The organism is Curtobacterium sp. 320 (assembly GCF_031455235.1).
Lineage (GTDB): Bacteria > Actinomycetota > Actinomycetes > Actinomycetales > Microbacteriaceae > Curtobacterium.
The window spans coordinates 22,560-44,772 of the sequence record NZ_JAVDSI010000011.1; the positions used below are offsets into that span (position 1 = coordinate 22,560).

The following is a 22,213-nucleotide window of genomic DNA, read 5'->3' on the forward strand; positions in this document are numbered from 1 at the left end:
CGCGCCTCCAGGCCGACGCTTGGTCAGACGTCGAGGTGGTCGACCAGCTCGTCGGCGAGGCCCGTGTAGGTGGCCGGGGTGAGGTTCGTCAGCCGGGCCTTCGCGCCGGACGAGATGTCCAGGCCGTTCACGAACGCGACGAGCTCCGCCTGCCCGATGCGCTTCCCGCGCGTGAGCTCCTTGAGCATCGCGTAGGGGTCCTCGATGTTCGACTGTCCGGCGGTGACCTCGGCGCGGATGACCGTCTGGATGGCCTCGGCGAGCACCTCCCAGTTGCGGTCGAGGTCCTCGGCGAGACGCACCTCGTTCACGGCGATCTCACCCAGGCCACGGCGCAGGTTGTCGAGCGCGAGCAGCGAGTGCCCGAACGCGACGCCGATGTTCCGCTGCGTGGTCGAGTCGGTGAGGTCACGCTGGAGCCGCGACGTCACGAGCGTCTCGGACAGCGTGGAGAACAGCGCCGACGAGATCTCGAGGTTCGCCTCGGCGTTCTCGAACCGGATCGGGTTGATCTTGTGCGGCATCGTCGACGAGCCCGTGGCACCCGCCACCGGGATCTGCGTGAAGTACCCCATCGAGATGTAGGTCCACACGTCCGTCGCGAGGTTGTGCAGGATCCGGTTCGCGTGGCGCACCCGGTCGTACAGCTCGGCCTGCCAGTCGTGCGACTCGATCTGCGTCGTGAGGGGGTTCCAGGTGAGCCCGAGACCCTCGACGAACTCGCGGGAGAGTGCGGGCCAGTCGGCCTCGGGGTCGGCCGCGAGGTGCGCCGAGAACGTGCCGGTCGCGCCGGAGAACTTGCCGAGGTACTCGCCGCCCTCGATCTGGGACAGCACGCGCTCGAGGCGGTAGACGACGACCGCGAGTTCCTTGCCGAGCGTCGTCGGCGTCGCCGGCTGCCCGTGCGTGTGCGAGAGCATCGGGACGCTCTTCAGCTCGTCGGCGAGCTCGCGGAGCCTCGCCACGACGGCGCGGTAGGCCGGCAGCCACACCTGGTCGACGGTGTCGCGCACGGTCAGCGCGTAGGAGAGGTTGTTGACGTCCTCGCTCGTCGCGGCGAAGTGCGTGAGCTCGGCGATCGCGTCGAGCCCGAGCTCGGACAGACGACGACGGACGAAGTACTCGACCGCCTTGACGTCGTGCCGCGTCGTGGCCTCGATCTCGGCGAGCTCGGCGATCTGCTCCTGGCCGAAGGTCTCCACGACCCGGCGGAGCGCGGCCTTGTCATCGACGCTGAGCGGCGACGTGGTGAACATCGCGTGGTCGGTCAGGAAGATGAGCCACTCGACCTCGACCACGATGCGCGCGCGGTTGAGCCCGGCCTCGGAGAGGTGCTCGCCCACCGTGTGCACGATCGGGTAGTAGCGCCCGTCGAGCGGGCTGATCGGCTGCGGGGGAAGGGGGGTCATGGGGCTCCCTGACGGACTGCCGGCTCGAGTTGGCGGAAGAGCGCCCGGCAGGCCCGTTCGACGGTCGAGAGCACTCGGTCGAACTCGTGCCGGTCCGCGTAGTACGGATCCGGTACGTCGGTCTGCTGGGGCCAGGCGTCGTCGTACCGCAGCAGGAGCGTCACCTTCGCGGCGTCGTCCATGGTCGGTGCCCACGAGCGCAGGATGCGTTCGTGGGAGCGGTCGAGTGCGACCACCAGATCGAGGTCCGGGAACCGGTCCGGATCGAACTGACGGGCGCGATGCCTGCTGCCATCGTATCCGCGCGCTGCGAGTGCTGCGATCGTGCGCTCGTCGGCGGGCTCGCCGACGTGCCAGTCGCCGGTGCCGGCGGACTCGACCTGGAACCGGTCGGCCATGCCGGCGTCCGCCGCGAGCTGGGCGAAGACGATGCCGGCCATGGGGGAGCGGCAGATGTTGCCGCTGCAGACGAACGAGACCCGGAAGGGGGCGTCGGCGTCCGGGGTCATGGGGACATCATGGCGCAGGGAGCGTCCGTCCGCGACGCTGCTGCTGTCGGGAGGCGCGGTGCCGGTCCGGTCGTCGGCCCGCCCCGACGGGGTGCTCGCCGACGGGTCGTCGGCGAGCGTCACGCGCGCGGGCGGTTCAGCACCGGCCGCACGAACAGCCCGATCAGCCACGCGAACACCGCGAGCACGAAGGCGCCGACGATGCCCCAGCCGAACGACTCGACCTGCAGCCCGAAGCCGAAGGCGTCCGAGATCCCGGCGACGATGAGCAGCAGGATCGCGTTCACGACGAAGGAGATGAGCCCGAGCGTGAGGATGTAGATCGGGAAGGCCACGATCCGGATCAGCGTGCCGATGACCGCGTTCACGAGGCCGAACACGAACGCCACGAGCAGGTAGGTGAGCACGGTGGCCGTGGTGCCGCCGTCGCCGAAGGGCGTGACGGAGACGCCGCTGACGATCAGCGTGGTGAGCCAGAGGGCGACGGCGTTGACGACGAGGCGGACGAGGAATCGCATGCGTCCATGATGCCCTCCGGTACCCGGATGGGCACCGCATCGCCGTTCACCCGGCCGGGTAGCCTGATCCCGTGACTGACGAGCGCGTGCACATCCGGCCCGAGATCGCCGTTCTCCCCGCCTACAAGCAGGGGCGCCAGGCCGCGGCCGACGCCTTCAAGCTGTCGAGCAACGAGAACCCGTTCCCGCCGCTGCCCGGCGTCGTCGAGGCCGTGCAGGCGCAGACCGCGTTCAACCGCTACCCCGACGCCACCGCCCTCGCCGTCCGGGCCGTGCTCGCGAACCGCTTCGGCACCACCGTCGACGAGGTCCACGTCGCCCCCGGCAGCGTCGCGATCCTCCACGAACTCGCCAAGGCCACCTCCGGCCCCGGCGACGAGATCGTCTACGCGTGGCGCTCCTTCGAGGCCTACCCGGGCGTCGTCACGGTCGCCGGTGCCACGAGCGTGCAGGTGCCGAACCGCCCCGACGGCGGACACGACCTCGACGCGATGGCCGCCGCCGTCACCGAGCGCACCCGGCTCGTGATCGTCTGCACGCCGAACAACCCGACCGGTCCGATCGTGACCGGCGCGGAGTTCGAGGCGTTCATGGCGCAGGTGCCCGCCACCGTGCTCGTGGTCCTCGACGAGGCCTACGCCGAGTTCGTCACCGAGCCGACCGCCGTCCGTGGTGCACCACTGCTCGAGCGGTACCCGAACCTCGTCGTGCTCCGCACCTTCTCGAAGGCGTACGGGCTGGCCGGACTCCGCGTCGGGTACGCCCTCGGCCCGGCGTACGTGCTCGATGCCGTACGCGCCTGCGCCATCCCGCTCTCGGTCACGGCGCAGGGCCAGGCGGCGGCGCTCGCGAGCCTCGAACGCGAGTCCGAACTGCTCGAGCGCGTGTCCGAGATCGCTGTCCTGCGGGACCACGTCGTCACGTCGCTCCGCGAGCAGGGCTGGGACGTGCCCGACGCCCAGGGCAACTTCGTGTGGCTGCCGACCGGCGAGCTGACGGCGCACGCGACGGAGCGCTTCGAGCAGGTCGGCATCATCGTCCGGGCCTTCGGGAACGAGGGCATCCGCATCTCGATCGGGGAGCACGAGGCTGTGGGAACGCTCCTCGAAACGGCACGGTCGCTTGTGGGGGACCTCCAGGCAGCCGAGTAGTCGCTGCCGCTACGCTGGCCCGCATGTCATTCCGCGCCGCGGCCCCCGCGACGACCACCGTCCGGCTCCTCGACCCCGAGGGTCGGTTCGTGGAGACCGACGAGAACGCCGAGTTCGCCGCCGCCGCGCGGGCGATCCCGGACGAGACCCTGCTGGCGATGCACCGCCGGATGGTCCTCACCCGTCGGTTCGACCACGCCGGTCACAACCTCCAGCGCACCGGTCAGCTCGGCCTCTGGGTGCCGAGCCACGGGCAGGAAGCCGCACAGACCGGTTCCGCCTTCGCCCTCCGTGCGCAGGACCACGTCTTCCCGTCCTACCGCGAGCACGCGGTCACGATGCACCGCGGCGTCGAGCCGATGGAGATCATCGCGATGTACCGCGGCCAGACGCACGGCGGGTGGGACCCGGACGAGCGCGGCAACACCCACATCTCCACCCTGGTGATCGGCTCGCAGACCCTGCACGCCACCGGGTACGCACTCGGGCAGAAGCTCGACGGCGACGTCGGCACGGGTGACCCCGACCGCGACGCGTGCTCGATCGTCTACTTCGGCGACGGCGCGACGAGCCAGGGCGACGTGAACGAGGCGTACGTGTTCTCGGCCTCGACGAAGGCCCCCGTCGTCTTCTTCCTGCAGAACAACCACTGGGCGATCTCGGTGCCGGTGTCGGTGCAGTCGCCGACCCCGCTCGTCGACCGTCCGCGCGGCTTCGGGATCCCGAGCGTCCTCATCGACGGCAACGACATCCTCGCCTCGTACACGGCCTCGGTCGTCGCCACCGACCACGCCCGCAGCGGCCAGGGCCCGGCGTTCATCGAGGCCGACACGTACCGCATCGGCGCGCACACGAGCTCCGACGACCCGAGCCGCTACCGCGCCGAGGGCGAGCTCGAGGACTGGGTCCGCCGCGACCCGATCGTCCGGTCCGAGGCGTACCTGCGCTCCAAGGGCGCGACCGACGAGCAGTTCGCCGCGTTCGACGAAGAGGGCGAGGACATCGCCGCCGACGTCCGCCGCCGCACCGTGGCCCTGACGCCGCCGTCCGTCGACGTCATGTTCGACAAGGTCTACCGCGAGCCGCACCCGCTGATCGCCGAGCAGAAGGCCTGGCTCGAACAGTACGAGGCCGGCTTCGAAGGGGGCGCCCACGCATGAGCACCACCGAGCAGCTCTTCGACTACACCCTGCGCTCCCACCCGGGCGCCGGTGAGGTCCCGAGCGACCCCACCCCGACCCTGACGATGGCCAAGGCGCTCAACGCCGGGCTCGCCGCCGCGATGCAGGCGGACGACAAGGTCCTGCTGATGGGCGAGGACATCGGCGCACTCGGCGGTGTGTTCCGCATCACCGAGGGCCTGCAGGAGAAGTTCGGCCCCGAGCGCGTGCGGGACACCCCGCTCGCCGAGGCCGGCATCATCGGCACCGCGATCGGTCTGGCCCTGCGCGGCTACCGCCCGGTCGTCGAGATCCAGTTCGACGGCTTCGTCTGGCCGGGCTTCGACCAGATCACCTCGCAGCTCGCGAAGATGGCGAACCGGCTGCCGGCGCACATGTCGCTGCCCGTCGTCATCCGCATCCCCTACGGCGGCCACATCGGTGCCGTGGAGCACCACCAGGAGTCGCCCGAGGCGTACTTCGCGCACACCCCGGGTCTCCGCGTGGTCAGCCCGAGCACGCCGAACGACGCCTACTGGATGATCCAGGAAGCAGTGGCCTCGAAGGACCCGGTCGTCTTCCTCGAGCCGAAGTCGCGCTACTGGCCGAAGGGTCAGGTGGACCTCGTCGACGGGCACGTCCCGATGCACACCACGCGCGTCGCCCGCACCGGCACCGAGGTCACCCTCGTCGGCCACGGCGCGATGGTCGCCACGCTCATGCAGGCGGCGGAGATCGCCGAGGGCGAGGGCACGAGCTGCGAGGTCATCGACCTCCGCTCCATCTCGCCGATCGACTGGGAGCCGCTCCTGGCGTCGGTCCGGAAGACCGGTCGTCTCGTCATCGCGCAAGAGGCCTCCGGCTTCGTCAGCGTCGGCAGCGAGATCGCCGCGACCGTCGCCGAGAAGGCGTTCTACACGATGCAGGCACCGCCGCTCCGGGTCTCCGGGTTCGACGTCCCGTTCCCGGTGTCGAAGCTTGAGCACCTGCACCTGCCGGACGCCGACCGCGTCCTCGAGGCCGTCGACCGCGCCCTCGCCTACTGACCTCCCTGTCCGAGCTCGACCAGAACGCCGAAGGAGCCGTAGTGGCCGTCGCCGAATTCCCCCTGCCCGACGTGGGTGAAGGCCTCACCGAGGCCGAGATCGTGCAGTGGCGCGTCGCGATCGGGGACGAGATCGCCGTCGACCAGGTCCTCGTCGAGATCGAGACGGCGAAGTCCCTCGTCGAGCTCCCGTCGCCGTTCTCCGGCACCGTCACCGGCCTGCTCGTCTCCGAGGGCGACACCGTCGAGGTCGGCAAGCCGATCATCCGTGTGGAGTCCGACGCGCAGGTCGCGTCCGGTGCGCCGCTCGCCGGCCCAGGAGGCGCGGCACACGTCGACCAGAGCGTCCCGACCTCGCCGGACGTCACCGCCACCCCGCCGGCACCGGCCGCGCCCGCCGCCCCGGTCGCGCAGACCCCCGCCGCACCCGCTCCGGTGAGTGCGCCGACCCCGCCGCGGGCCGCCGCGGCGCCCGCCACCGCTCCCGTGCAGCCCGCAGCCGCACCCGCCCAGCCGGTCGCCGTCGACGCTTCCGTCGTCGGCACGGACGAGTCCTCCGGCGCTGTCCTCGTCGGCTACGGCTCCGCGACCTCGTCGCCGTCCCGCCGGAAGCCGGGCGCCCGCCGGGCCGCAGCGCTCGCGGCCGAGGCGAGCCGCGCCTCCAGTGCCGACGCCGCAGCTGCCGCCGAAGCCGCCACCGACCCCGGTGAGGAGACCACCGCCGAAGCCATCTCCGCGCAGGGCTCCGGCTCGGCGCGCAAGCACGGTGTGGCGACCAACGTCCTGGCGAAGCCGCCGATCCGGAAGCTCGCGAAGGACCTCGGCGTCGAGCTGAGCGAGATCGTCGCGACCGGCCTCGCGGGCGAGGTCACCCGCGACGACGTCATCCGGCACGCGAAGCAGGCCAGCGTCTTCCGCAACATCGAGACGCCCGAGTGGGGCGACGTCCGCAGCGAGACGATCCCGGTCAAGGGCGTCCGCAAGGCCATCGCGACCGCGATGACCACGTCGGCGTTCACCGCACCGCACGTCTCGCTGTTCGTCGACGTGGATGCCACCCGCACGATGGAGTTCGTCAAGCGGCTGAAGTCCTCGCCGACGTTCGCGGGCGTGAAGGTGTCGCCGCTGCTCCTCGTGGCGAAGGCCGTGATCTGGGCGGTCCGCCGCAACCGTTCGGTGAACTCCACCTGGACCGACCGCGAGATCATCGTCCACCACTTCGTGAACCTCGGCATCGCCGCGGCCACCCCGCGCGGCCTCATCGTGCCGAACATCAAGGACGCGCAGGACATGTCCCTGCTCGAGCTCGCCCAGGCCCTCGAGCAGCTCACCCTGACCGCCCGCGACGGCAAGACCACTCCGGCGCAGATGGCGAACGGCACGGTGTCGATCACGAACATCGGCGTGTTCGGCATGGACACCGGTACCCCGATCCTCAACCCGGGCGAGGTCGCGATCGTGGCGATGGGTACGATCAAGCCGAAGCCGTGGGTCGTCGATGGCGAGGTCCGGTCGCGCATGGTGACGACGATCGGCGCCTCGTTCGACCACCGGGTCGTCGACGGCGACGTGGCGTCCCGCTTCGTGCACGACGTGGCCTCGGTGCTCGAGGAGCCGGCGCTGCTGCTCGACTAGCCGTCACCGCCGTTGCGGACTCCCGCATTCGTCGCGTGGTGTTCACACGGATGTCGGTGGGCGGCGGGATGATCGAGACATGGTCCACCAGCTCCTGATGCCCTCGCAGGAGATCCGAACGGATCGCCTCCTGCTCACCCCGCTGTCACCGGCGGACATCGACGACGTGCACGCGGTCTTCTCCGACGCCCGGACGTGGACCCACCTCCCCGCGGGACGGCACGCGGTGCGGGCCTCGACGGTCGACCTCGTCCAGCGCAAGATCGGCGGCCGGGCACGACACGGGCTCGGCTCGTGGGCGGTCCGCGCCGCGACCGACCACGCGTTCCTCGGTGTCGGCGGCGTGGACATGACCGCGGCCGGGGTGTGGAACCTCGGCTACCGGTTGGCACCGGCGGCGTGGGGCAACGGCTACGCGACGGAGATCGCACTCGCGGCGGTGGCTGCCGCGGCGGACGTCGCTCCCGACGTCGCGGTCACCGGGCGGGTGCTGACGAACAACCCGGCCTCGGCGGCCGTGCTCGACCGCGCGGGGCTGCAGCTGGTGTGGCAGGGCTCGACGTCGTCGACGCTGCCGGACGGTGTCGAGCGGCAGGTCTGGGCGGACCGGGCGCTCTCACGGACGCAGCGGGCCTGGCTCGTCGCGAACGCCTGACCCGCACCGGCAAGGAGCCCGACGGCCCCGAGCCGCACCGGTCAGGAGCCCAACGGCCCCGAGCCGTCGTCCCCGGTCGCGAGGGCAGCCGCACCCACGCAGAGCAGCAGGAGCACGGCGGCGAGCGGCGCCACGGCGACCGGCCCCACCGTCAGCAGCAGGACCGCCACGAGGGCGACGACCGCCAGCACGACGGGCCTCACCCGAGGGCCCCGAACAGGGTTTCGGCCTCGTGCGGCAGCTCCGTGCGCAGCGACCACTGCACGGTGTTCCAGTCGTGCCCGCTCCCCGGCGCGAACGCGACCACGGTGTCCGCGCCGGCCGCCCGGGCCGCACTGCCGAGTGCCCGAGCGTTCCGACTGAACTGGTGGTCGGCGGACCCGGCCGTGAGCCAGAGCGCGTGACCGCCGAGGCCGTTCGCCCGCATCTGCGCGATCGGGGCGGCGGCTTTCCACCGGGCCACCGACCCACCGAACGCCTGGTCGGCGCTGTGCCGCGGGTTCTGGTCGATCGGCTGCAGTTCGCTGGAGATCGCCAGCGCGGTGCCGAACGACCCCGGGTCGGCGGTGACGAACTGCATCGCGCAGGTCGCCCCCTGCGAGAACCCGACGAGGCCCCAGGCGTGCCGGTCCGGCGTCGCCGGGAGGTGCGCTGCGATCCAGGCGGGCACGTCCTCGGTGACGTAGGTCGCGGACTTCCCGAGCGTCGAGTCGACGCACATCGGGTTCCGACCGGGAGCCGACAGCTGGTCGACGGACACGACGATCGGTGCCGATCCGTGGTGCGCGGCCGCGTAGGCGTCGAGCACGGTCCCCATCTGCCCGGCGGTGAACATGTCGCTCGGCGCCCCGGGCTGCCCGGCGAACGCGAGGACGACCGGCAGGCGTGCCGGGTCCCGGACGAGCGCGGCCGGCGGCAGGTAGACGACGGCGGGGCGGGCCGGGAAGCCGGAGCGGGTCCCGGGGATGTCCACCGTCCGGACCTCGCCGTGCGCCGGGAGCGCCGCTGCCGGAGCCGCGTGCAGGTCGAGCGCCGGGTACGGGTCGCTCTGCACCACGGTGCCGAGGGTCGGGTACTTGGCGAACTCGACGTTCACCCCGAGTGCGGGGACGAGCAGCGCCGCCGGGACGAGCACGGCGGCGAGCACCCGGCGTCCGCGACCGCCCTGCACGATGCCGGTGACCGCCAGGGCGAGTGCGGCGGTGGCGATCGCGACCCACATCCGCGTGACCGGACTCAGGGCGACGCCGAACAGGTTCAGGACGTCGCTCAGGACCCAGCAGACGAGGAGCACGGCGACGGCGGCCCCGACGGCGACCACGGCGCGCAGCCGGACGGCACGCCAGGCGGACCCGGACCGGGTGTGCCGGAGAGCGGGCAGCAGCACCGCGACGGCGAGCACCGCGAACGCGATGTCCACCGGGACGAGCTTCGACGGCGCCTGCAGCTGGGTGGCGAGCAGCCACTCGGTCGGACTCACGAGCGCGCCGCACCCGCGGCACGGGCCTCGGCCACCGCTCGGGCGTCCGCCGCCGCACGGTGCGCCTGCCGGAGCGCCCACAGGTGCTTCGGGCGCAGGCCCGGCACGTACGCCGACGCCAGGGCCCGGGCGACCCGCGGCACGTGCAACGGCGTCGGGACGACCAACCACAGGGACTCGTGCCGCGCGCCGAACTTCTCCTTGAAGCGCTGCAGCGACCGGAACCCGTACACCGGCTCGAGCACGCGGGCGAGGAGCACCGACCCACGGACGACCAGCGACCGGGCCCCGGCGTGGGCGGCCAGCGGCGTGCCGGAGAGGCTGATCGTGGTGAGGCCGGCCTCGCGGGCACGGAGCGCCGTCCGGGCGATGAGGAACTCCATCACCCCGGGCATCCCGTCGTCACCGCGGCGCATGACGTCGAGCGTGTAGCCGGTCAGCGCTCCCCGCTCGTGGACGGGCAGCCAGCTCGTGACCGCGGTGACGTGCCCGTCGGCGTCGACGGCGAGCATGAGCCGGACGTCCGGGTCGTCGAGCTCGCGGAACCCACCGAGCGTGAAGCCCATCTCCGGCAGACGCCGATCGGCGGCCCACCGCGTGCAGATCGCCTCGACCTCGGCACGACGGCCGGCGTCGAGCGCGTCGAGGGTGGTCCACTCGTCGCGGAGGCCCTCGCGGTCGGCCCGGTTCGACGCGGTCCGGAGGTCCTGCCGCTTCTTGCCGCGCAGGTCGAACGTCGTCACGTCGAGCACGCACTCGACGCCCACCGGCAGCGCGGTCCACCCCTCGGCACCGAGGATCGCGCGGACGGGTTCGTGGACGCTCGTGAATGCGGGCACCCAGCCGTTGCGCTCGCAGAACGTGGTGAAGCCGGCGAGGACATCGGCGCGGTCGGCGGTGGCGCACGCCGGGTCCGAGACGGCGAGGGCGACCTCGCCGCGCACCCGGTAGGCCACGGCGCCGCGTCCGTCCGGGTGGGTCCAGGTCGCGTTCCCGCGCCAGGTGCCCATGTGCCCGAGGGTCCCGGCGTCGCCGTCGCGGAGCATCTCGACGAGGTCGTCACGGCGTGCACCGGCGGCCCGGAACCGCGCCCGGACGAGCCGCGGTCGGAGGAGGAGCACGGCGAGCAGCACGGCGGCTGGCACGATCCACGCGCCGAGCAGGGTGACCTGCCACTCGATCGCGTCGAGTCCGAGCCCCTGCCACTGCACCGCGTCGTCCTTGACCGGCTCGATGAGGAAGACGTCGGCGAGCACGACCGTGAGCGTCAGGAGCACGCCGATCGCCAGCGCGATGCCCGTCCGGCGACCGCGGTGCACGAGCCAGGCGGCCAGGAGCAGCAGCACCCCGACGACGACCACGGAACGGTCCGGCATCGCGTCGGCGAACGGCGAGAGCACGCCGTCCGGGTCCGGCACGATCGGGGTCACCAGGGTGCCGGCACCGAGCGCGATGAGGGCGCTCACCACGACCGTCCGTGCGGTGACACGGGTGGTGCGGCTCTGGGGCCTGGAGGCGCGGCGCACGATCCACGCGCCGGCTGCGGTCCCGAGCAGGGTCGCCAGTGCGCGGGCCAGGTCCGACCCGTGGCCCGCGAAGAGCACGAGGGTCAGCACCACGGTCCAGAGCGCGGCGCGCGTCCGCCAGCGGCGCTGCGCGGGCATCGCCGCGGACGCGGCCCCGAGCAACGCGGCGGCGACGACGGAGGGGGCGAAGAGCGGCTGTCCGACGGCGAACTCGGCGTGTGCCTCGCCCAGCGCCGAACCGATCGTGACGGTGAGGAGGGTGGCGAGGACCCCGAGCAGCGGCGCGCCGACCCCGATCACGAGCGTCCGGAGCGATCCGAGGGAGCGCTCGGCGAGGACGGTCGTCAGGACCACCGCCACGAGGGCGAGGCACGCGACGGGCGGGTGGTGCGGGAAGTCCGGCTCGGAGTGGGCCATCCGCGCGGTCACGACGAGCGCGACCGCGACCACCGCCACGGCGACGGAGACGGGGGATCGACGGAGTCGTCCGAGGAGCGCTGCTGGTGCCACGGTCCCATCCCAGCCGATCGCCCCCGCCGGGGCATCGCTCCACGGCGTGAACCGCGATGGCCGATCGGCCAGGACGGGCTGGCTCCGAGGATGACCGTCAGACCGCCCGGGCAGCCGGCACGTGCTCCACCGGCAGCCGCAGGTGCAGTGCGAACCCGTCGTCCGGCTGCGGGCCCGACTCCATGCTGCCGCCGAGGAGCGACGCCCGCTCCCCGAGTCCGATCAGGCCGAGCCCGGACCCCGGCAGTTCGAGGCGTTCGGAACGCGCCGGGCCGTTCACGACGTCGACGAGGACGTGCTCGCCGTGGATCCGGCCACTCACCCGGACGGTCGCGTCGGGGGCGTGCTTGCGGACGTTCGTCAGCCCCTCCTGCACGAACCGGTAGACCGCGCGCTGGAGCGGCTGGGCGAGGGTGTCCGGCAGGTCGACGGTCGTGCTCGTCTCGAGCCCGCTCTCCGCGATGAGCCGGGGGAGGTCGGTGAGCACCGGCTGGGGCGCGATCTCGCGGTCGGTGCCGCCGGAGGCGCGGAGCACCTGCACCATCTCGCGGAGCTCCTGCAGGGTGACCACGCACAGCTGCCGGATCGTCCGGGCGAACCCGCGCTCGGCCTCGTCGCGGCCGGCCATCTGCATCGCACCGGCCTGCACCGCGATGAGGGTCACCTGGTGCGAGACGACGTCGTGCATCTCCCGCGCGAGCAGCGCCCGCTCGCGGGACAGGGCGACGGCCGCGGCCTGCCGGCGTTCGTCCTCGCGGGCCCGGCGGGACTCGACGAGCTGGTCGGTCAGCCGCGCACGGGTCTGCACGAGCAGCCCGACGGCGAGCGGTCCGAGCGCGAAGATGAGCGCGTAGACGACGGAGACGACGATCTCGTCGAGGGTCTGCGGCGGCCCGACGAACCCGCTGAAGCCGACGAACTGCACCAGCGCGGCGAGGAGCATCAGCCACCGGCGGCTCGTGCGCTCCCCGAGGGTGAACAGCGCCACGCTCGCCGCCACCACCGCGGAACCGACGAACAACCCGGGCACCGTTAGGGCGAACGCGAGCACGGGGAAGCGACGACGGAGCAACAGGGCGGCGGCCGCGAGCAGCGACAACCACGTCTCGAGTGCGGTCGCCCCGGAGATGTCCAGCACGGCGTCCGCGACGGCGGCGGCGATGAACAGGGCGTCGACCAGCCACCACGGTGCACGGTGGGTGCGCGCCCACCGCAGGCCGACGTCGACGAGGCGGTCGAGCCTCCCGTCGGTCGCCGCGAGCACCCGCCGGACGCGCCCCGACCGCTGCGTGTCAGCCATCCAGCAGTCCTGCCTCGGCCGCGCGCAGCGCGAGCTGGACGCGCGTCGGGACGCCGAACGCGGCGAGCAGCGACCGGATGTCCTCCTTGACGGTCCCGGTGCTCACACCGAGCCGTCGGCCGATGTCCGGGTTGCTGATGCCGTCCGCGACGAGCCGGAGCACCGCGTGCTCGCGCTCGCTGACGGACGGCGCGGGGGCCGCCGGACGTGCCGCGAACAGCCGGGTCCGGTCGACGCCCGGTGCCAGCACGACCCCGCCGCGGGCGAGGACCCGGACGTACTCGGCCAGGCCCTCGGGGTCGGTGTCCTTGAGCAGGAAGCCGGCGGCGCCCAGCTCCATCGCCCGGCCGACGTACTCGTCGGTGTCGAAGGTCGTGAGCATCGCGACCGCCGGTGGTTCGGGGAAGGCCTGCAGCTCGCGGAGGACCTCGAGGCCGTTCACCCGCGGCATCCGCACGTCGAGGAGCACGACGTCGGGCGCGTGCGACCGGATGACCTGCACGGCGTCCACGTCCCCGGTGGTGGCGACGACGTCGATGTCCGGTGCGGCGCCGAGGATCAGCTCGAAGCCGTAGCGGACGAGCGTCTCGTCGTCGACGATCACCACGGTTGTCACGCGCGTCATCTTGTCATGCACGTTGGCGTTCCGAGGGGGACTCGCTACTGTGGCAGGCACTGGTCATGTCCGCGCATGACCACCCGCACGACCAGCGACGGAGCACGAGGACCGCATGACGAGCCGGATCACCGAGGGTGCCGAACCGAAGCACCAGCAGCTGCGGCGCATCCTCCTCGAGCTCGCCACGGTCCGGCTCGCACCCGGGGCGGCGATCCCGTCGGAACGCCAGCTCATCGCCGAGTACGGGGTGTCCCGGATCACCGTGCGCGAGGCCCTCGGTCAGCTCGTGAACGAGGGCTACCTCGAACGCGTGCGCGGCAAGGGCACCTTCGTGGCGCACCGCCCCGTGCAGTCGACGCTGCACCTGGCGTCCTTCACCGAGGAGATGCGGGCGATGGGGCACGTGCCGACGACCGTCGTGCTCGTGCGCGAGGAGCGGGTCCCGCCGTCCGACACCGCCGCGGCCCTGCGACTCGACCCCGACGTCGCGGCCTTCCACGTGAAGCGCCTGCGCATGGCCGACGGGGCGCCGGTGTCGATCGACGACGCCTGGCTCGTCGCGGACGCGTTCCCCGGGTTGCTCGAGCACGACCTGTCGGGGTCGGTCTACTCGATCATCGCGACCGAGTACGGCACGCCGATCGACCGCGCGCAGCAGACCGTGGCGGCGAACCCGGCGGCGGACGACGTGGCGACGCTGCTCGGCACGAAGACCGGGGCGCCGCTGCTGGAGTTCGACCGGGTGTCGTACGCGGGGGAGCGCCCCGTCGAACACACGCGGAGCTGGTACCGCTCGGACCGCTACCGGGTCCAGATGGAGGTCACGGCGCACGCGGTCGCGTAGCCGCCCGCCGAGACTCGGCCCGGCGGACACATTCGCGACCGATCGGGCCCGAAAGTGTCCGCGGAGCCGAGTCTCGCGGCAGGGTGTTGCGTGCTACGCCTCGAACAGGGTGTCGCCGTCGCGCACCGTGGTGCCGACCGCGTCCTGCGCGATCGAGTCCGGCGCGGAGCCGAGCACGACGACCGGGCAGATCGGCGAGTAGCCGGCGGCCGAGATCACCGAAGGGGTGAACCGGACGACCGGGTCGCCCGCGACGACGGTGTCACCCTCGGCCGCGATGAGCTCGAAGCCCTCGCCCGAGAGCTTCACGGTGTCGATGCCCACGTGCACGAGCACGTCGGTGCCCGCGGCGCCCTGCAGCGCGAAGGCGTGCGGGTGCAGCTTCACGATCGTGCCGTCGACGGGTGCGACCGCCGTTACGGCACCCTCGACCCCGGTCGGGTCCACCGCGACGCCGGCGCCGACGAGCTGCCCGGCGAAGACCGGGTCCGGCACGTCGGCGAGCGAGACGACCGGGCCCTGGAACGGGGTCCGGACGGCGGTCACAGCTCGTCCTGGATGTCCTGCGCGAGGTTGTCGGCGATCGGGCCGACGATGACCTGCCAGCCCGTGCCGCCCCCGACGACGGCCTGTGCGCCAGCGGCCTTGAGTGCGTCCTTGTCGACGAGGTCCCCGTCCTCGACCTCGACGCGCAGGCGCGTGATGCAGCCCTCGACCTCGTCGATGTTCTCGGCGCCACCCAGCGCGGCGATGATGTCAGCGGCCTTGATGTCAGCCATCGTTTCCTCCTCGTTACGAAAACGCGTGCCGGGTTGACAGGCGTGTGGTCGCGGTTCAGACTACGGAACTGGTCATGACCGGACAGGACCGGACCTGGCGACACCGCCGAGGTTACCTGCGCTGACTGTACGACTCAACTCACCCCGACAGCTCCACCCAACGACGAGAGGACCTCCGATGAGCACCACCACTGCCACGGATGTGCCGGAGAAGAAGACCCCGAAGAAGCAGTCGCGCGTCTTCGCCAACGCCCAGCGCCTCGGCCGGAGCCTGCTCCTGCCGATCGCGGTCATGCCGGCAGCGGGCATCCTGCTCCGCCTCGGCCAGGCCGACATGCTCGGAGCGATCCCCGGCTTCGAGAAGGGCGCGACGATCATCGCCGCCGCCGGCAACGGCGTCTTCACCTGGCTGCCGCTGCTCTTCGCCGTCGGCATCGCGATCGGCTGGGCGAAGAAGTCGGACGGCACCACGGCGCTCGCCGCGGTCGTCGGCTACATGGTCATGTACCAGGTGTTCGCGGCCATGTCCCCGATCGTGCTCGACGGGGTGAAGGACGCGAACGGCAACCAGGCCACGATCAACTTCGGTGTCCTCGGCGGCATCGTGATGGGGCTCGTGTCGGCGTTCCTCTGGGAGAAGTTCCACCGGACGAAGATGCCCGACTTCCTCGGCTTCTTCTCCGGGCGCCGCCTCGTGCCGATCCTCACCGCGGTCGCCGGTCTCCTCATCGCCGTCGTGATGTCGTTCTTCTACCGGTACTTCGACATCGCCCTGACCGCTGCCGGCCAGGCCGTGGCGGACAACGCCGTCATCGGTGGTGGCATCTTCGGGTTCGTCAACCGCATGCTCATCCCGATCGGCCTGCACCAGCTGCTGAACTTCTTCCCGTGGTTCCAGCTCGGCAGCTTCACCACCGGCGGCACGACGTACCACGGCGACATCGCCCGGTTCCTCGCCGGCGACCCGACCGCCGGCATCTTCCAGACCGGCTTCTTCCCGATCATGATGTTCGCCCTGCCCGCCGGTGCCCTGGCGATCTGGCGCAACGCCAAGCCGCAGAACCGCAAGCTCGTCGGCGGCATCATGCTCTCGGCCGCGCTCACCTCGTTCGTGACCGGGATCACCGAGCCCCTCGAGTACTCGTTCATGTTCGTCGCGTTCCCGCTCTACATCATCCACGCGGTGCTCACGGGTACCTCGCTGGCGCTGGTGAACGCGCTCGGGATCCACGACGGTTTCTCCTTCTCGGCCGGCGCGATCGACTTCGTGCTGAACTTCGGCAAGGCGGACGGAGCCATCTGGCTCATCCCGATCGGCCTCGGCTACGCGGTGATCTACTACTTCCTGTTCAGTTTCGTGATCAAGAAGTGGAACCTCCGCACGCCCGGGCGTGAGGACGACACGATCGCGGAGAACACGATCGAGGCGGCCACGAAGCCGTAGCCGTCACCATGTGGCGGACGGGAGGCGCGGTGCCGGCTGACACCGCGCCTCCCGTCCGTCATCCGGCTGATACTGGTTTTGACAACCGTTATCAACTAGCCCTACGCTCGTCGACATGCACAACCGTCTCCTCGCCCTGCCGCTCGTCGCCGGCGCCGCCGCGCTCGCCCTGACGGGCTGCGCGACGTCCTCCGCCTCCGGCGACGCCTCGGGCGACGGCACCGTCCGGGTCGTCGCCTCCACCAACGTCTACGGCTCGATCGTCGAGGCGATCGGCGGCGACCACGTCTCCGTCACGAGCATCCTGGACGACCCGTCGCAGGACCCCCACTCGTTCGAGTCGAGCGCCACGACCCAGCTCGCGGTGTCCAAGGCCGACCTCCTCATCGAGAACGGCGGCGGGTACGACGACTTCATGACGACCCTCGCCGACGCGTCCAGTACGAAGGCGGACACGATCAACGTCGTCGAGCTCTCCGGCCTCGACAAGGGCGGCGACGCCGAGTTCAACGAGCACGTGTTCTACAGCTACCCGACGATGGTGAAGCTCGCCGACGACGTGGCGAAGCGCCTCGGTGACCTCGACCAGGCAGACGCGGACACCTTCACGAAGAACGCCGACGCCCTGACGACGAAGCTCGAGGGGCTCGAGGCGAAGACGGCCGAGCTCGAGAAGACGTACGGCGGCGAGAAGGTCGCGTACACCGAGCCGGTCCCGGGGTACCTCTTCGACGCGATCGGCCTCGACAACGTCACGCCGGACGCCTTCTCCGAGGCGATCGAGGAAGGCGACGACGTGCCGCCGGCGGCGCTCAACGACACGCTCAAGCTGTTCACGAACAAGACCGTGAAGCTCCTCGCCTACAACGACCAGACCTCCAGCCCGGAGACGGAGGAGGTCAAGAAGGCCGCCGACGAGAACGGCGTCCCGGTCGTCGGTGTCACGGAGACGCTCCCGAAGGGGGAGGATTACGTCTCGTGGCAGCAGGCGAACATCGACCAGGTGCAGGCAGCGCTCCAGAAGTGACGACCGTCTCCCACCCGACGACCGAGCGGACCGCCACTGCCCCGGGCAGTGGCGGTTCCGCCGTGCTCGAACTCCGCGACGCCGGGCTGTCGTACGGCTCCCGTGCACTCTGGTCGCACCTCGACCTCGACCTGGCGCCGGGCGAGTTCGTCGCGGTGCTCGGGCCGAACGGGGCGGGCAAGACCTCGCTCCTCCGCACGGTCCTCGGGCAGCAGCGGCTGACGAGCGGCACGATGTCGTTCCTCGGCCAGCCCGTCCGGCGCGGGCACCGCAAGATCGGGTACATCCCGCAGCAGCGCCTGATGGACGCGGGGACCCCGCTCCGGGCGCGGGACATGATCGCGCAGGGCGTGACCGGCTCCCGGTGGGGCATCAAGCCCGCGAGCCGTGCCGAACGGTCCCGGGTCGATCGCATCCTCGACGAGGTCGGGGCCACCGCGTTCGCGGACGCCCCGGTCGCCGAGCTGTCCGGCGGCGAGCAGCAGCGCACCCGGGTCGGGCAGGCCATCGCCGCCGACCCCGCGCTGCTCCTCTGCGACGAGCCGCTCATCTCGCTCGACCTCCGGCACCAGCGCGACGTCACCGAGCTCATCGATCGGCAGCGTCGGCAGCAGGACGCTGCCGTGCTGTTCGTCACCCACGACGTGAACCCGATCCTCGACGTCGTCGACCGGGTGCTCTACATCGCCGGCGGGCGGTTCCGGATCGGATCCCCCGACGAGGTCCTCCGCACGGACGTGCTCTCCGACCTGTACGGCACCCCCGTCGACGTCGTCCGCACGATGGGGCGGATCGTCATCGTCGGCGCGAACGACGCGCACGACCACCACTGCGACGCGGACCCGAACGCCGCGACGCCGGACGACGGGCGGATCTGATGGACATCTGGTCGCAGGTCTTCTCCTTCCAGGACTACGGCGAACTCGTCGTGCTCGTGCAGAACTCGATCTGGGCCGGCGCGGTGCTCGGCATCGTCGGCGGGCTCATCGGGCCGTTCGTCGTCGCCCGGAACATGCCCTTCGCCGTGCACGGCATCTCGGAGCTCTCGTTCGCCGGCGCCTCGGCATCGCTGCTGCTCGGGGTGAACGTGGTGACCGGGTCGCTCGTCGGGTCGGTGATCGCGGCGCTGCTCATCGGGCTGCTCGGGTCGAGGGCGCGGGACCGCAACTCGATCATCGCCGTGCTCATGCCGTTCGGCCTCGGCCTCGGCATCCTCTGCCTCGCGCTCTACAAGGGCCGCGCCGCGAACAAGTTCGGCCTGCTCACCGGGCAGATCGTCTCGGTCGACAACCCGCAGCTGACGTTCCTCGTCGTCGTCGCGGCGATCGTCGTCGTGACGCTGCTCGTGATCTGGCGCCCGCTGATGTTCTCGTCGGTCGACCCCGACGTGGCCGCTGCCGCCGGGGTGCCGGTCCGGACGCTGGCGCTCGTGTTCATGCTCGTGCTCGGACTCGCGACCGCGGTGTCGGTGCAGATCGTCGGCGCGCTGCTCGTGCTCTCGCTGCTCGTCACCCCCGCGGCCGCTGCCCTGCGCCTCAGCTCCCACCCGGTCGTCGTCCCGGTCCTGTCGACGGTGTTCGCCGTCGTCTCGGTCGTCGGCGGAATCCTGCTCGCCCTCGGCGGGGGGCTCCCCATCAGCCCGTACGTCACGACGATCTCGTTCGTGATCTGGGTGGTCTGCCGGATCGTCGGCGGACGCAAGGACAAGCGCGGACGCGACCGGATCGTGCGCCGTGACCAGCGTGACGGAGGCGCACCGCGCCTCCAGGCCGACGATGCGGACCACCGGGCCGCCGCCGGCCGGAAGGAAGGAGCGACCGCATGAACGCCGTGCAGAAGCCGAAGCGGAACACGTGGCAGCGCGAAGCGGTGCGCACCGCGTTGTCCAGCACCGAGGGGTTCGTCAGCGCGCAGGCGTTGCACCAGCACCTGCGGGACGACGGCTCCACGATCGGACTCGCGACCGTCTACCGGGCGCTCTCCGACCTGGCGACCGAGGGCGACGCCGACTCGCTGCAGCAGGACGGCGAGTCGCTGTACCGCGCGTGCACGACCGACGCGCACCACCACCACCTGATCTGCCGGAACTGCGGCCGCACGGTCGAGATCGAGGCGGACCCGGTGGAGCGGTGGGCGCAGGAGGTCGCGGCGGCGAACGGGTTCACGAACGCCAGCCACGTGGTGGACATCTTCGGGGAGTGCGCGTCCTGCACGGCCGCACGCACCGGCGCGTAGTCTCCGCCTCATGCACGTGATCCTGGTGCCCGGCTTCTGGCTCGACGCGAGCGCCTGGGAGGAGGTGGCCCCGGTGCTCCGAGCCGCGGGCCACTCGGTCGAGGCGATCACCCGCGACGGCGACACGCTCGACGAGCAGGTGGCCGCCCTGGTCGACAAGCTCGACGACGTCGCGACGCCGGACGAGCCCGTGGTGCTGGCGGGACACTCCGGCGCGGGGCCGATCGCGTACATGGCCGCCGACCAGCGGCCCTCGCTCGTCGCGCACCTGCTCTACGTCGACACCTTCCCGGGGCCCGAGGGCGGCTGCGTCAACGACGAGCTGCCCGTGGTGGACGGTGTCGTGCCGCTGCCCTCGTGGGACGTGTGGGAGCCGGCGACCGTGCGGGGGATGACACCGGCACTGCGGTCGGAGTTCGAGCACCGCGCGATCCCGGAGCCCGCTGCGGTGCCGTCCGACCGGTTCCACTACGCCGACGGCGCGCGGCACACGATCCCGGCGACGGTGATCACGTGCGAGATCCCGGCGGCGGACCTCGCGACGATGGTGGCCGACCACCAGGCCTGGGCAGCGGAGCTCGTGGCGACGGAGGAGCTCGCGATCCTCGGGCTCGAGACGGGGCACTGGCCGATGTTCACGGCGCCGCGGGAGCTCGGCGAGCTCATGGTGCAGGCGCTGGCGCCGAGGCCGGCCGAGGCGCCGTAGCGCGGGGCGCGCCTCCAGAGCGACCCACGCAGCTGCGGCAGTTTGCGACACGCCCGGTCGTCGCGTACGCTTGACCCTTGGTTCTCCGCGTTCGCGTGGCGAGCCCAGTTGTTCCAAGCCCTCCGACCGTCGCGTACGCCGCGGTCGCGCGGTGTCCACGGCCCCTTCGACAGGGATCGCGGGCCTGGGCGGTGCGCACAACCCCCTCGCTCCGTCGCTCGGCGACGCAGCGCGTGCGCGCCAGGCAAGTGACCTTGGGTGCGGCCGTCCGGTCGCACGGTACCTCAGGAGGAAACCATGGCAGCAGTGTGCCAGGTGACCGGAGCCACCCCCGGCTTCGGACACAACATCTCGCACTCGCACCGCCGGACGAAGCGTCGCTTCGACCCGAACGTGCAGAAGAAGACGTACTACGTGCCCTCGCTTCGTCGTAACGTCACGCTCACGCTCAGCGCGAAGGGCATCAAGGTGATCGACGCACGCGGCATCGAGTCCGTCGTCAAGGATCTCCTCGCCCGTGGGGAGAAGATCTGATGGCCAAGAAGGGTCAGGACGTTCGTCCGATCATCAAGCTCCGCTCCACGGCGGGCACCGGGTTCACCTACGTGACCAAGAAGAACCGTCGCAACAACCCGGACCGCCTCGTGCTCAAGAAGTACGACCCGGTGATCCGCAAGCACGTCGACTTCCGTGAGGAGCGCTAAGCATGGCGAAGAAGAGCAAGATCGCGAAGAACAACCAGCGCGCCGAGATCATCGCGCGCTACGCCGAGCGTCGTCTCGAGCTGAAGAAGGCCCTCGTGGACCCGAACGGCTCCGACGAGTCGCGTGAGGCCGCCCGCGTCGGCCTGCAGAAGCTCCCGCGCGACGCGTCGCCGGTCCGCTACCGCAACCGCGACGCCATCGACGGTCGCCCCCGTGGCCACCTCGGTGAGTTCGGCATCAGCCGTGTCCGCTTCCGCGACATGGCCCACCGTGGCGAGCTGCCGGGCATCACGAAGAGCTCCTGGTAAGCACCAGCTTCCGCGGACGCCCCGTCACCCCAGTGGTGGCGGGGCGTTCGCCGTTCCCGGGCCGTTTCGGGGGACATCTTCGTCACATCGGTCACTTCCGCCCCTCCAGTACCCCGACAACCCCGGAAATCCGGGCGAGTCGGCAGGTTTCGTCCCTAGTGGCTGGTACGTTCGACTCCGGTTCCGCAGGGCCTCGCGCCCACCGGCACCGTGGCACGGAGCACCCGCTCCGGGCGCCGGACGAGAAGTCGTCCGACCGATACTGCAAGAAGTCCGAGGAGGACATCCATGGCTGACAAGTCCCTGAACCGCACCGAGCTCGTCGCTGCCGTCGCCGCTGAGTCCGGCCAGAGCCAGGCCACCGTCAACGGCGTCGTCGACGCGCTCTTCTCCGTCGTCTCCGGCTCGGTCGCCGACGGCACCAAGGTCACGATCCCCGGTTGGATCGCCTTCGAGAAGACCCACCGTGCCGCCCGCACCGGCCGCAACCCGCAGACCGGCGAGGCCATCGAGATCGCCGCGAGCGACTCGGTCAAGGTCAGCGCCGGCTCGAAGCTCAAGGCTGCCGTCAAGTAAGACTGCTCCCGCGCCACGAAAGGGACGGCTTCGGCCGTCCCTTTCGTCGTTCCCGGCCTGCGCTGGGTCCGTG

The 22,213-nt window shown here is 71.5% G+C and carries 26 protein-coding genes; 16 read left to right on the forward strand and 10 right to left on the reverse strand.

Annotated features, from left to right (window positions below; genetic code table 11):
• Nucleotides 1-23 precede the first annotated feature (23 nt).
• The 3 genes from purB to J2X60_RS14245 form a co-directional block, all read right to left on the reverse strand.
• Nucleotides 24-1,409: an adenylosuccinate lyase gene (gene purB / locus J2X60_RS14235; RefSeq protein ID WP_070417158.1), complete on the reverse strand. Its 1,386-nt coding sequence runs from the start codon at nucleotides 1,407-1,409 to the stop codon at nucleotides 24-26.
• Complete coding sequence (locus tag J2X60_RS14240; RefSeq protein ID WP_070419277.1) at nucleotides 1,406-1,918, reverse strand: low molecular weight protein-tyrosine-phosphatase; 513 nt, start codon at nucleotides 1,916-1,918, stop codon at nucleotides 1,406-1,408. Before J2X60_RS14240 ends, purB begins: the two co-directional genes overlap by 4 nt.
• Nucleotides 1,919-2,037: 119 nt before the next feature.
• Nucleotides 2,038-2,436, reverse strand: coding sequence for a phage holin family protein (locus tag J2X60_RS14245; RefSeq protein WP_309778167.1), 399 nt, complete (start codon nucleotides 2,434-2,436; stop codon nucleotides 2,038-2,040).
• A gap of 71 nt (nucleotides 2,437-2,507) precedes the next feature.
• On the opposite strand from J2X60_RS14245, the gene J2X60_RS14250 reads away from it, so the two are divergent.
• The 5 genes from J2X60_RS14250 (at nucleotide 2,508) to J2X60_RS14270 (ending at nucleotide 8,082) form a co-directional block, all read left to right on the forward strand.
• The gene (locus J2X60_RS14250) at nucleotides 2,508-3,587 is read left to right on the forward strand and encodes a histidinol-phosphate transaminase (RefSeq protein ID WP_309888362.1); all 1,080 of its coding nucleotides are present in this window, start codon (nucleotides 2,508-2,510) and stop codon (nucleotides 3,585-3,587) included.
• A 23-nt stretch (nucleotides 3,588-3,610) separates the two neighbouring features.
• Complete coding sequence (locus J2X60_RS14255) at nucleotides 3,611-4,747, forward strand: thiamine pyrophosphate-dependent dehydrogenase E1 component subunit alpha (protein ID WP_309888364.1); 1,137 nt, start codon at nucleotides 3,611-3,613, stop codon at nucleotides 4,745-4,747.
• Between the two features lie 86 nt (nucleotides 4,748-4,833).
• Complete coding sequence (locus J2X60_RS14260; RefSeq protein WP_070419276.1) at nucleotides 4,834-5,793, forward strand: alpha-ketoacid dehydrogenase subunit beta; 960 nt, start codon at nucleotides 4,834-4,836, stop codon at nucleotides 5,791-5,793.
• A 41-nt stretch (nucleotides 5,794-5,834) separates the two neighbouring features.
• Nucleotides 5,835-7,427, forward strand: coding sequence for a dihydrolipoamide acetyltransferase family protein (locus J2X60_RS14265; RefSeq protein WP_309888366.1), 1,593 nt, complete (start codon nucleotides 5,835-5,837; stop codon nucleotides 7,425-7,427).
• Nucleotides 7,428-7,506: 79 nt separating this feature from the next.
• Entirely contained in the window at nucleotides 7,507-8,082 is a 576-nt protein-coding gene (locus tag J2X60_RS14270; protein WP_309778172.1) for a GNAT family N-acetyltransferase, read from the forward strand.
• Nucleotides 8,083-8,123: 41 nt separating this feature from the next.
• Here the strand turns inward: J2X60_RS14270 and J2X60_RS14275 are convergent, their stop codons facing one another.
• The 5 genes from J2X60_RS14275 to J2X60_RS14295 form a co-directional block, all read right to left on the reverse strand.
• Complete coding sequence (locus J2X60_RS14275; RefSeq protein ID WP_309778173.1) at nucleotides 8,124-8,285, reverse strand: hypothetical protein; 162 nt, start codon at nucleotides 8,283-8,285, stop codon at nucleotides 8,124-8,126.
• Nucleotides 8,282-9,562 (reverse strand): alpha/beta hydrolase-fold protein, encoded by a 1,281-nt coding sequence (locus J2X60_RS14280; protein ID WP_309888368.1) that lies wholly within the window; start codon nucleotides 9,560-9,562, stop codon nucleotides 8,282-8,284. The genes J2X60_RS14275 and J2X60_RS14280 overlap by 4 nt, the downstream gene beginning before the upstream one ends.
• Nucleotides 9,559-11,598, reverse strand: a complete 2,040-nt coding sequence (locus J2X60_RS14285; protein WP_309888370.1) for a DUF2156 domain-containing protein — start codon at nucleotides 11,596-11,598, stop codon at nucleotides 9,559-9,561. Before J2X60_RS14285 ends, J2X60_RS14280 begins: the two co-directional genes overlap by 4 nt.
• A 97-nt stretch (nucleotides 11,599-11,695) precedes the next feature.
• On the reverse strand, nucleotides 11,696-12,898 hold the full coding sequence (locus J2X60_RS14290; RefSeq protein WP_309888372.1) for a histidine kinase: 1,203 nt from the start codon (nucleotides 12,896-12,898) through the stop codon (nucleotides 11,696-11,698).
• On the reverse strand, nucleotides 12,891-13,514 hold the full coding sequence (locus J2X60_RS14295; protein WP_309888374.1) for a response regulator transcription factor: 624 nt from the start codon (nucleotides 13,512-13,514) through the stop codon (nucleotides 12,891-12,893). Before J2X60_RS14295 ends, J2X60_RS14290 begins: the two co-directional genes overlap by 8 nt.
• Before the next feature lie 115 nt (nucleotides 13,515-13,629).
• On the opposite strand from J2X60_RS14295, the gene J2X60_RS14300 reads away from it, so the two are divergent.
• Entirely contained in the window at nucleotides 13,630-14,361 is a 732-nt protein-coding gene (locus J2X60_RS14300; RefSeq protein WP_309888379.1) for a GntR family transcriptional regulator, read from the forward strand.
• A 93-nt stretch (nucleotides 14,362-14,454) separates the two neighbouring features.
• On the opposite strand, the gene J2X60_RS14305 is transcribed toward J2X60_RS14300, so the two are convergent.
• Nucleotides 14,455-14,907, reverse strand: a complete 453-nt coding sequence (locus tag J2X60_RS14305) for a glucose PTS transporter subunit IIA (RefSeq protein ID WP_070417149.1) — start codon at nucleotides 14,905-14,907, stop codon at nucleotides 14,455-14,457.
• Nucleotides 14,904-15,140, reverse strand: coding sequence for a PTS transporter subunit EIIB (locus J2X60_RS14310; RefSeq protein ID WP_022907163.1), 237 nt, complete (start codon nucleotides 15,138-15,140; stop codon nucleotides 14,904-14,906). The genes J2X60_RS14305 and J2X60_RS14310 overlap by 4 nt, the downstream gene beginning before the upstream one ends.
• 178 nt (nucleotides 15,141-15,318) lie before the next feature.
• Here J2X60_RS14310 and J2X60_RS14315 point away from each other — a divergent pair, with 178 nt between their 5' ends.
• From J2X60_RS14315 to J2X60_RS14360, 10 genes are all read left to right on the forward strand, one after another.
• Nucleotides 15,319-16,584: a PTS transporter subunit EIIC gene (locus tag J2X60_RS14315; RefSeq protein ID WP_070417148.1), complete on the forward strand. Its 1,266-nt coding sequence runs from the start codon at nucleotides 15,319-15,321 to the stop codon at nucleotides 16,582-16,584.
• A gap of 115 nt (nucleotides 16,585-16,699) precedes the next feature.
• A complete protein-coding gene (locus J2X60_RS14320; protein WP_309888383.1) occupies nucleotides 16,700-17,611 on the forward strand; it encodes a metal ABC transporter solute-binding protein, Zn/Mn family in 912 nt (303 codons plus the stop codon).
• Nucleotides 17,608-18,489, forward strand: coding sequence for a metal ABC transporter ATP-binding protein (locus J2X60_RS14325; protein WP_396127804.1), 882 nt, complete (start codon nucleotides 17,608-17,610; stop codon nucleotides 18,487-18,489). The genes J2X60_RS14320 and J2X60_RS14325 overlap by 4 nt, the downstream gene beginning before the upstream one ends.
• Nucleotides 18,489-19,436, forward strand: a complete 948-nt coding sequence (locus J2X60_RS14330) for a metal ABC transporter permease (RefSeq protein ID WP_309888384.1) — start codon at nucleotides 18,489-18,491, stop codon at nucleotides 19,434-19,436. Before J2X60_RS14325 ends, J2X60_RS14330 begins: the two co-directional genes overlap by 1 nt.
• Entirely contained in the window at nucleotides 19,433-19,846 is a 414-nt protein-coding gene (locus J2X60_RS14335) for a Fur family transcriptional regulator (RefSeq protein ID WP_070417146.1), read from the forward strand. The genes J2X60_RS14330 and J2X60_RS14335 overlap by 4 nt, the downstream gene beginning before the upstream one ends.
• A 10-nt stretch (nucleotides 19,847-19,856) precedes the next feature.
• On the forward strand, nucleotides 19,857-20,552 hold the full coding sequence (locus tag J2X60_RS14340) for an alpha/beta hydrolase (protein ID WP_309888386.1): 696 nt from the start codon (nucleotides 19,857-19,859) through the stop codon (nucleotides 20,550-20,552).
• A gap of 297 nt (nucleotides 20,553-20,849) precedes the next feature.
• Complete coding sequence (gene rpmB, locus J2X60_RS14345) at nucleotides 20,850-21,086, forward strand: 50S ribosomal protein L28 (protein ID WP_022903747.1); 237 nt, start codon at nucleotides 20,850-20,852, stop codon at nucleotides 21,084-21,086.
• The gene (gene rpmG / locus J2X60_RS14350; RefSeq protein WP_022908193.1) at nucleotides 21,086-21,256 is read left to right on the forward strand and encodes a 50S ribosomal protein L33; all 171 of its coding nucleotides are present in this window, start codon (nucleotides 21,086-21,088) and stop codon (nucleotides 21,254-21,256) included. The genes rpmB and rpmG overlap by 1 nt, the downstream gene beginning before the upstream one ends.
• A 2-nt stretch (nucleotides 21,257-21,258) precedes the next feature.
• Nucleotides 21,259-21,564 carry a 30S ribosomal protein S14 gene (gene rpsN / locus J2X60_RS14355; protein ID WP_070417144.1) on the forward strand — a complete coding sequence of 102 codons (306 nt, stop codon included), beginning with the start codon at nucleotides 21,259-21,261 and terminating at the stop codon, nucleotides 21,562-21,564.
• A 288-nt stretch (nucleotides 21,565-21,852) separates the two neighbouring features.
• Nucleotides 21,853-22,140, forward strand: a complete 288-nt coding sequence (locus J2X60_RS14360) for an HU family DNA-binding protein (RefSeq protein ID WP_022908191.1) — start codon at nucleotides 21,853-21,855, stop codon at nucleotides 22,138-22,140.
• The last annotated feature ends 73 nt before the right edge of the window (nucleotides 22,141-22,213 follow it).

Excerpts from the sequence above, each read along its gene's own strand:
- J2X60_RS14245 (WP_309778167.1), bottom strand. The coding sequence starts at position 2,436 with ATGCGATTCCTCGTCCGCCTCGTCGTCAACGCCGTCGCCCTCTGGCTC.
- rpsN (WP_070417144.1), top strand. The coding sequence starts at position 21,259 with ATGGCGAAGAAGAGCAAGATCGCGAAGAACAACCAGCGCGCCGAGATC.
- J2X60_RS14240 (WP_070419277.1), bottom strand. The coding sequence starts at position 1,918 with ATGACCCCGGACGCCGACGCCCCCTTCCGGGTCTCGTTCGTCTGCAGC.
- J2X60_RS14315 (WP_070417148.1), top strand. The coding sequence starts at position 15,319 with ATGAGCACCACCACTGCCACGGATGTGCCGGAGAAGAAGACCCCGAAG.
- J2X60_RS14270 (WP_309778172.1), top strand. The coding sequence starts at position 7,507 with ATGGTCCACCAGCTCCTGATGCCCTCGCAGGAGATCCGAACGGATCGC.
- J2X60_RS14335 (WP_070417146.1), top strand. The coding sequence starts at position 19,433 with ATGAACGCCGTGCAGAAGCCGAAGCGGAACACGTGGCAGCGCGAAGCG.
- J2X60_RS14290 (WP_309888372.1), bottom strand. The coding sequence starts at position 12,898 with ATGGCTGACACGCAGCGGTCGGGGCGCGTCCGGCGGGTGCTCGCGGCG.
- J2X60_RS14330 (WP_309888384.1), top strand. The coding sequence starts at position 18,489 with ATGGACATCTGGTCGCAGGTCTTCTCCTTCCAGGACTACGGCGAACTC.
- purB (WP_070417158.1), bottom strand. The coding sequence starts at position 1,409 with ATGACCCCCCTTCCCCCGCAGCCGATCAGCCCGCTCGACGGGCGCTAC.
- rpmG (WP_022908193.1), top strand. The coding sequence starts at position 21,086 with ATGGCCAAGAAGGGTCAGGACGTTCGTCCGATCATCAAGCTCCGCTCC.
- J2X60_RS14320 (WP_309888383.1), top strand. The coding sequence starts at position 16,700 with ATGCACAACCGTCTCCTCGCCCTGCCGCTCGTCGCCGGCGCCGCCGCG.
- J2X60_RS14340 (WP_309888386.1), top strand. The coding sequence starts at position 19,857 with ATGCACGTGATCCTGGTGCCCGGCTTCTGGCTCGACGCGAGCGCCTGG.
- J2X60_RS14310 (WP_022907163.1), bottom strand. The coding sequence starts at position 15,140 with ATGGCTGACATCAAGGCCGCTGACATCATCGCCGCGCTGGGTGGCGCC.
- J2X60_RS14300 (WP_309888379.1), top strand. The coding sequence starts at position 13,630 with ATGACGAGCCGGATCACCGAGGGTGCCGAACCGAAGCACCAGCAGCTG.
- J2X60_RS14360 (WP_022908191.1), top strand. The coding sequence starts at position 21,853 with ATGGCTGACAAGTCCCTGAACCGCACCGAGCTCGTCGCTGCCGTCGCC.
- rpmB (WP_022903747.1), top strand. The coding sequence starts at position 20,850 with ATGGCAGCAGTGTGCCAGGTGACCGGAGCCACCCCCGGCTTCGGACAC.
- J2X60_RS14255 (WP_309888364.1), top strand. The coding sequence starts at position 3,611 with ATGTCATTCCGCGCCGCGGCCCCCGCGACGACCACCGTCCGGCTCCTC.
- J2X60_RS14260 (WP_070419276.1), top strand. The coding sequence starts at position 4,834 with ATGGCCAAGGCGCTCAACGCCGGGCTCGCCGCCGCGATGCAGGCGGAC.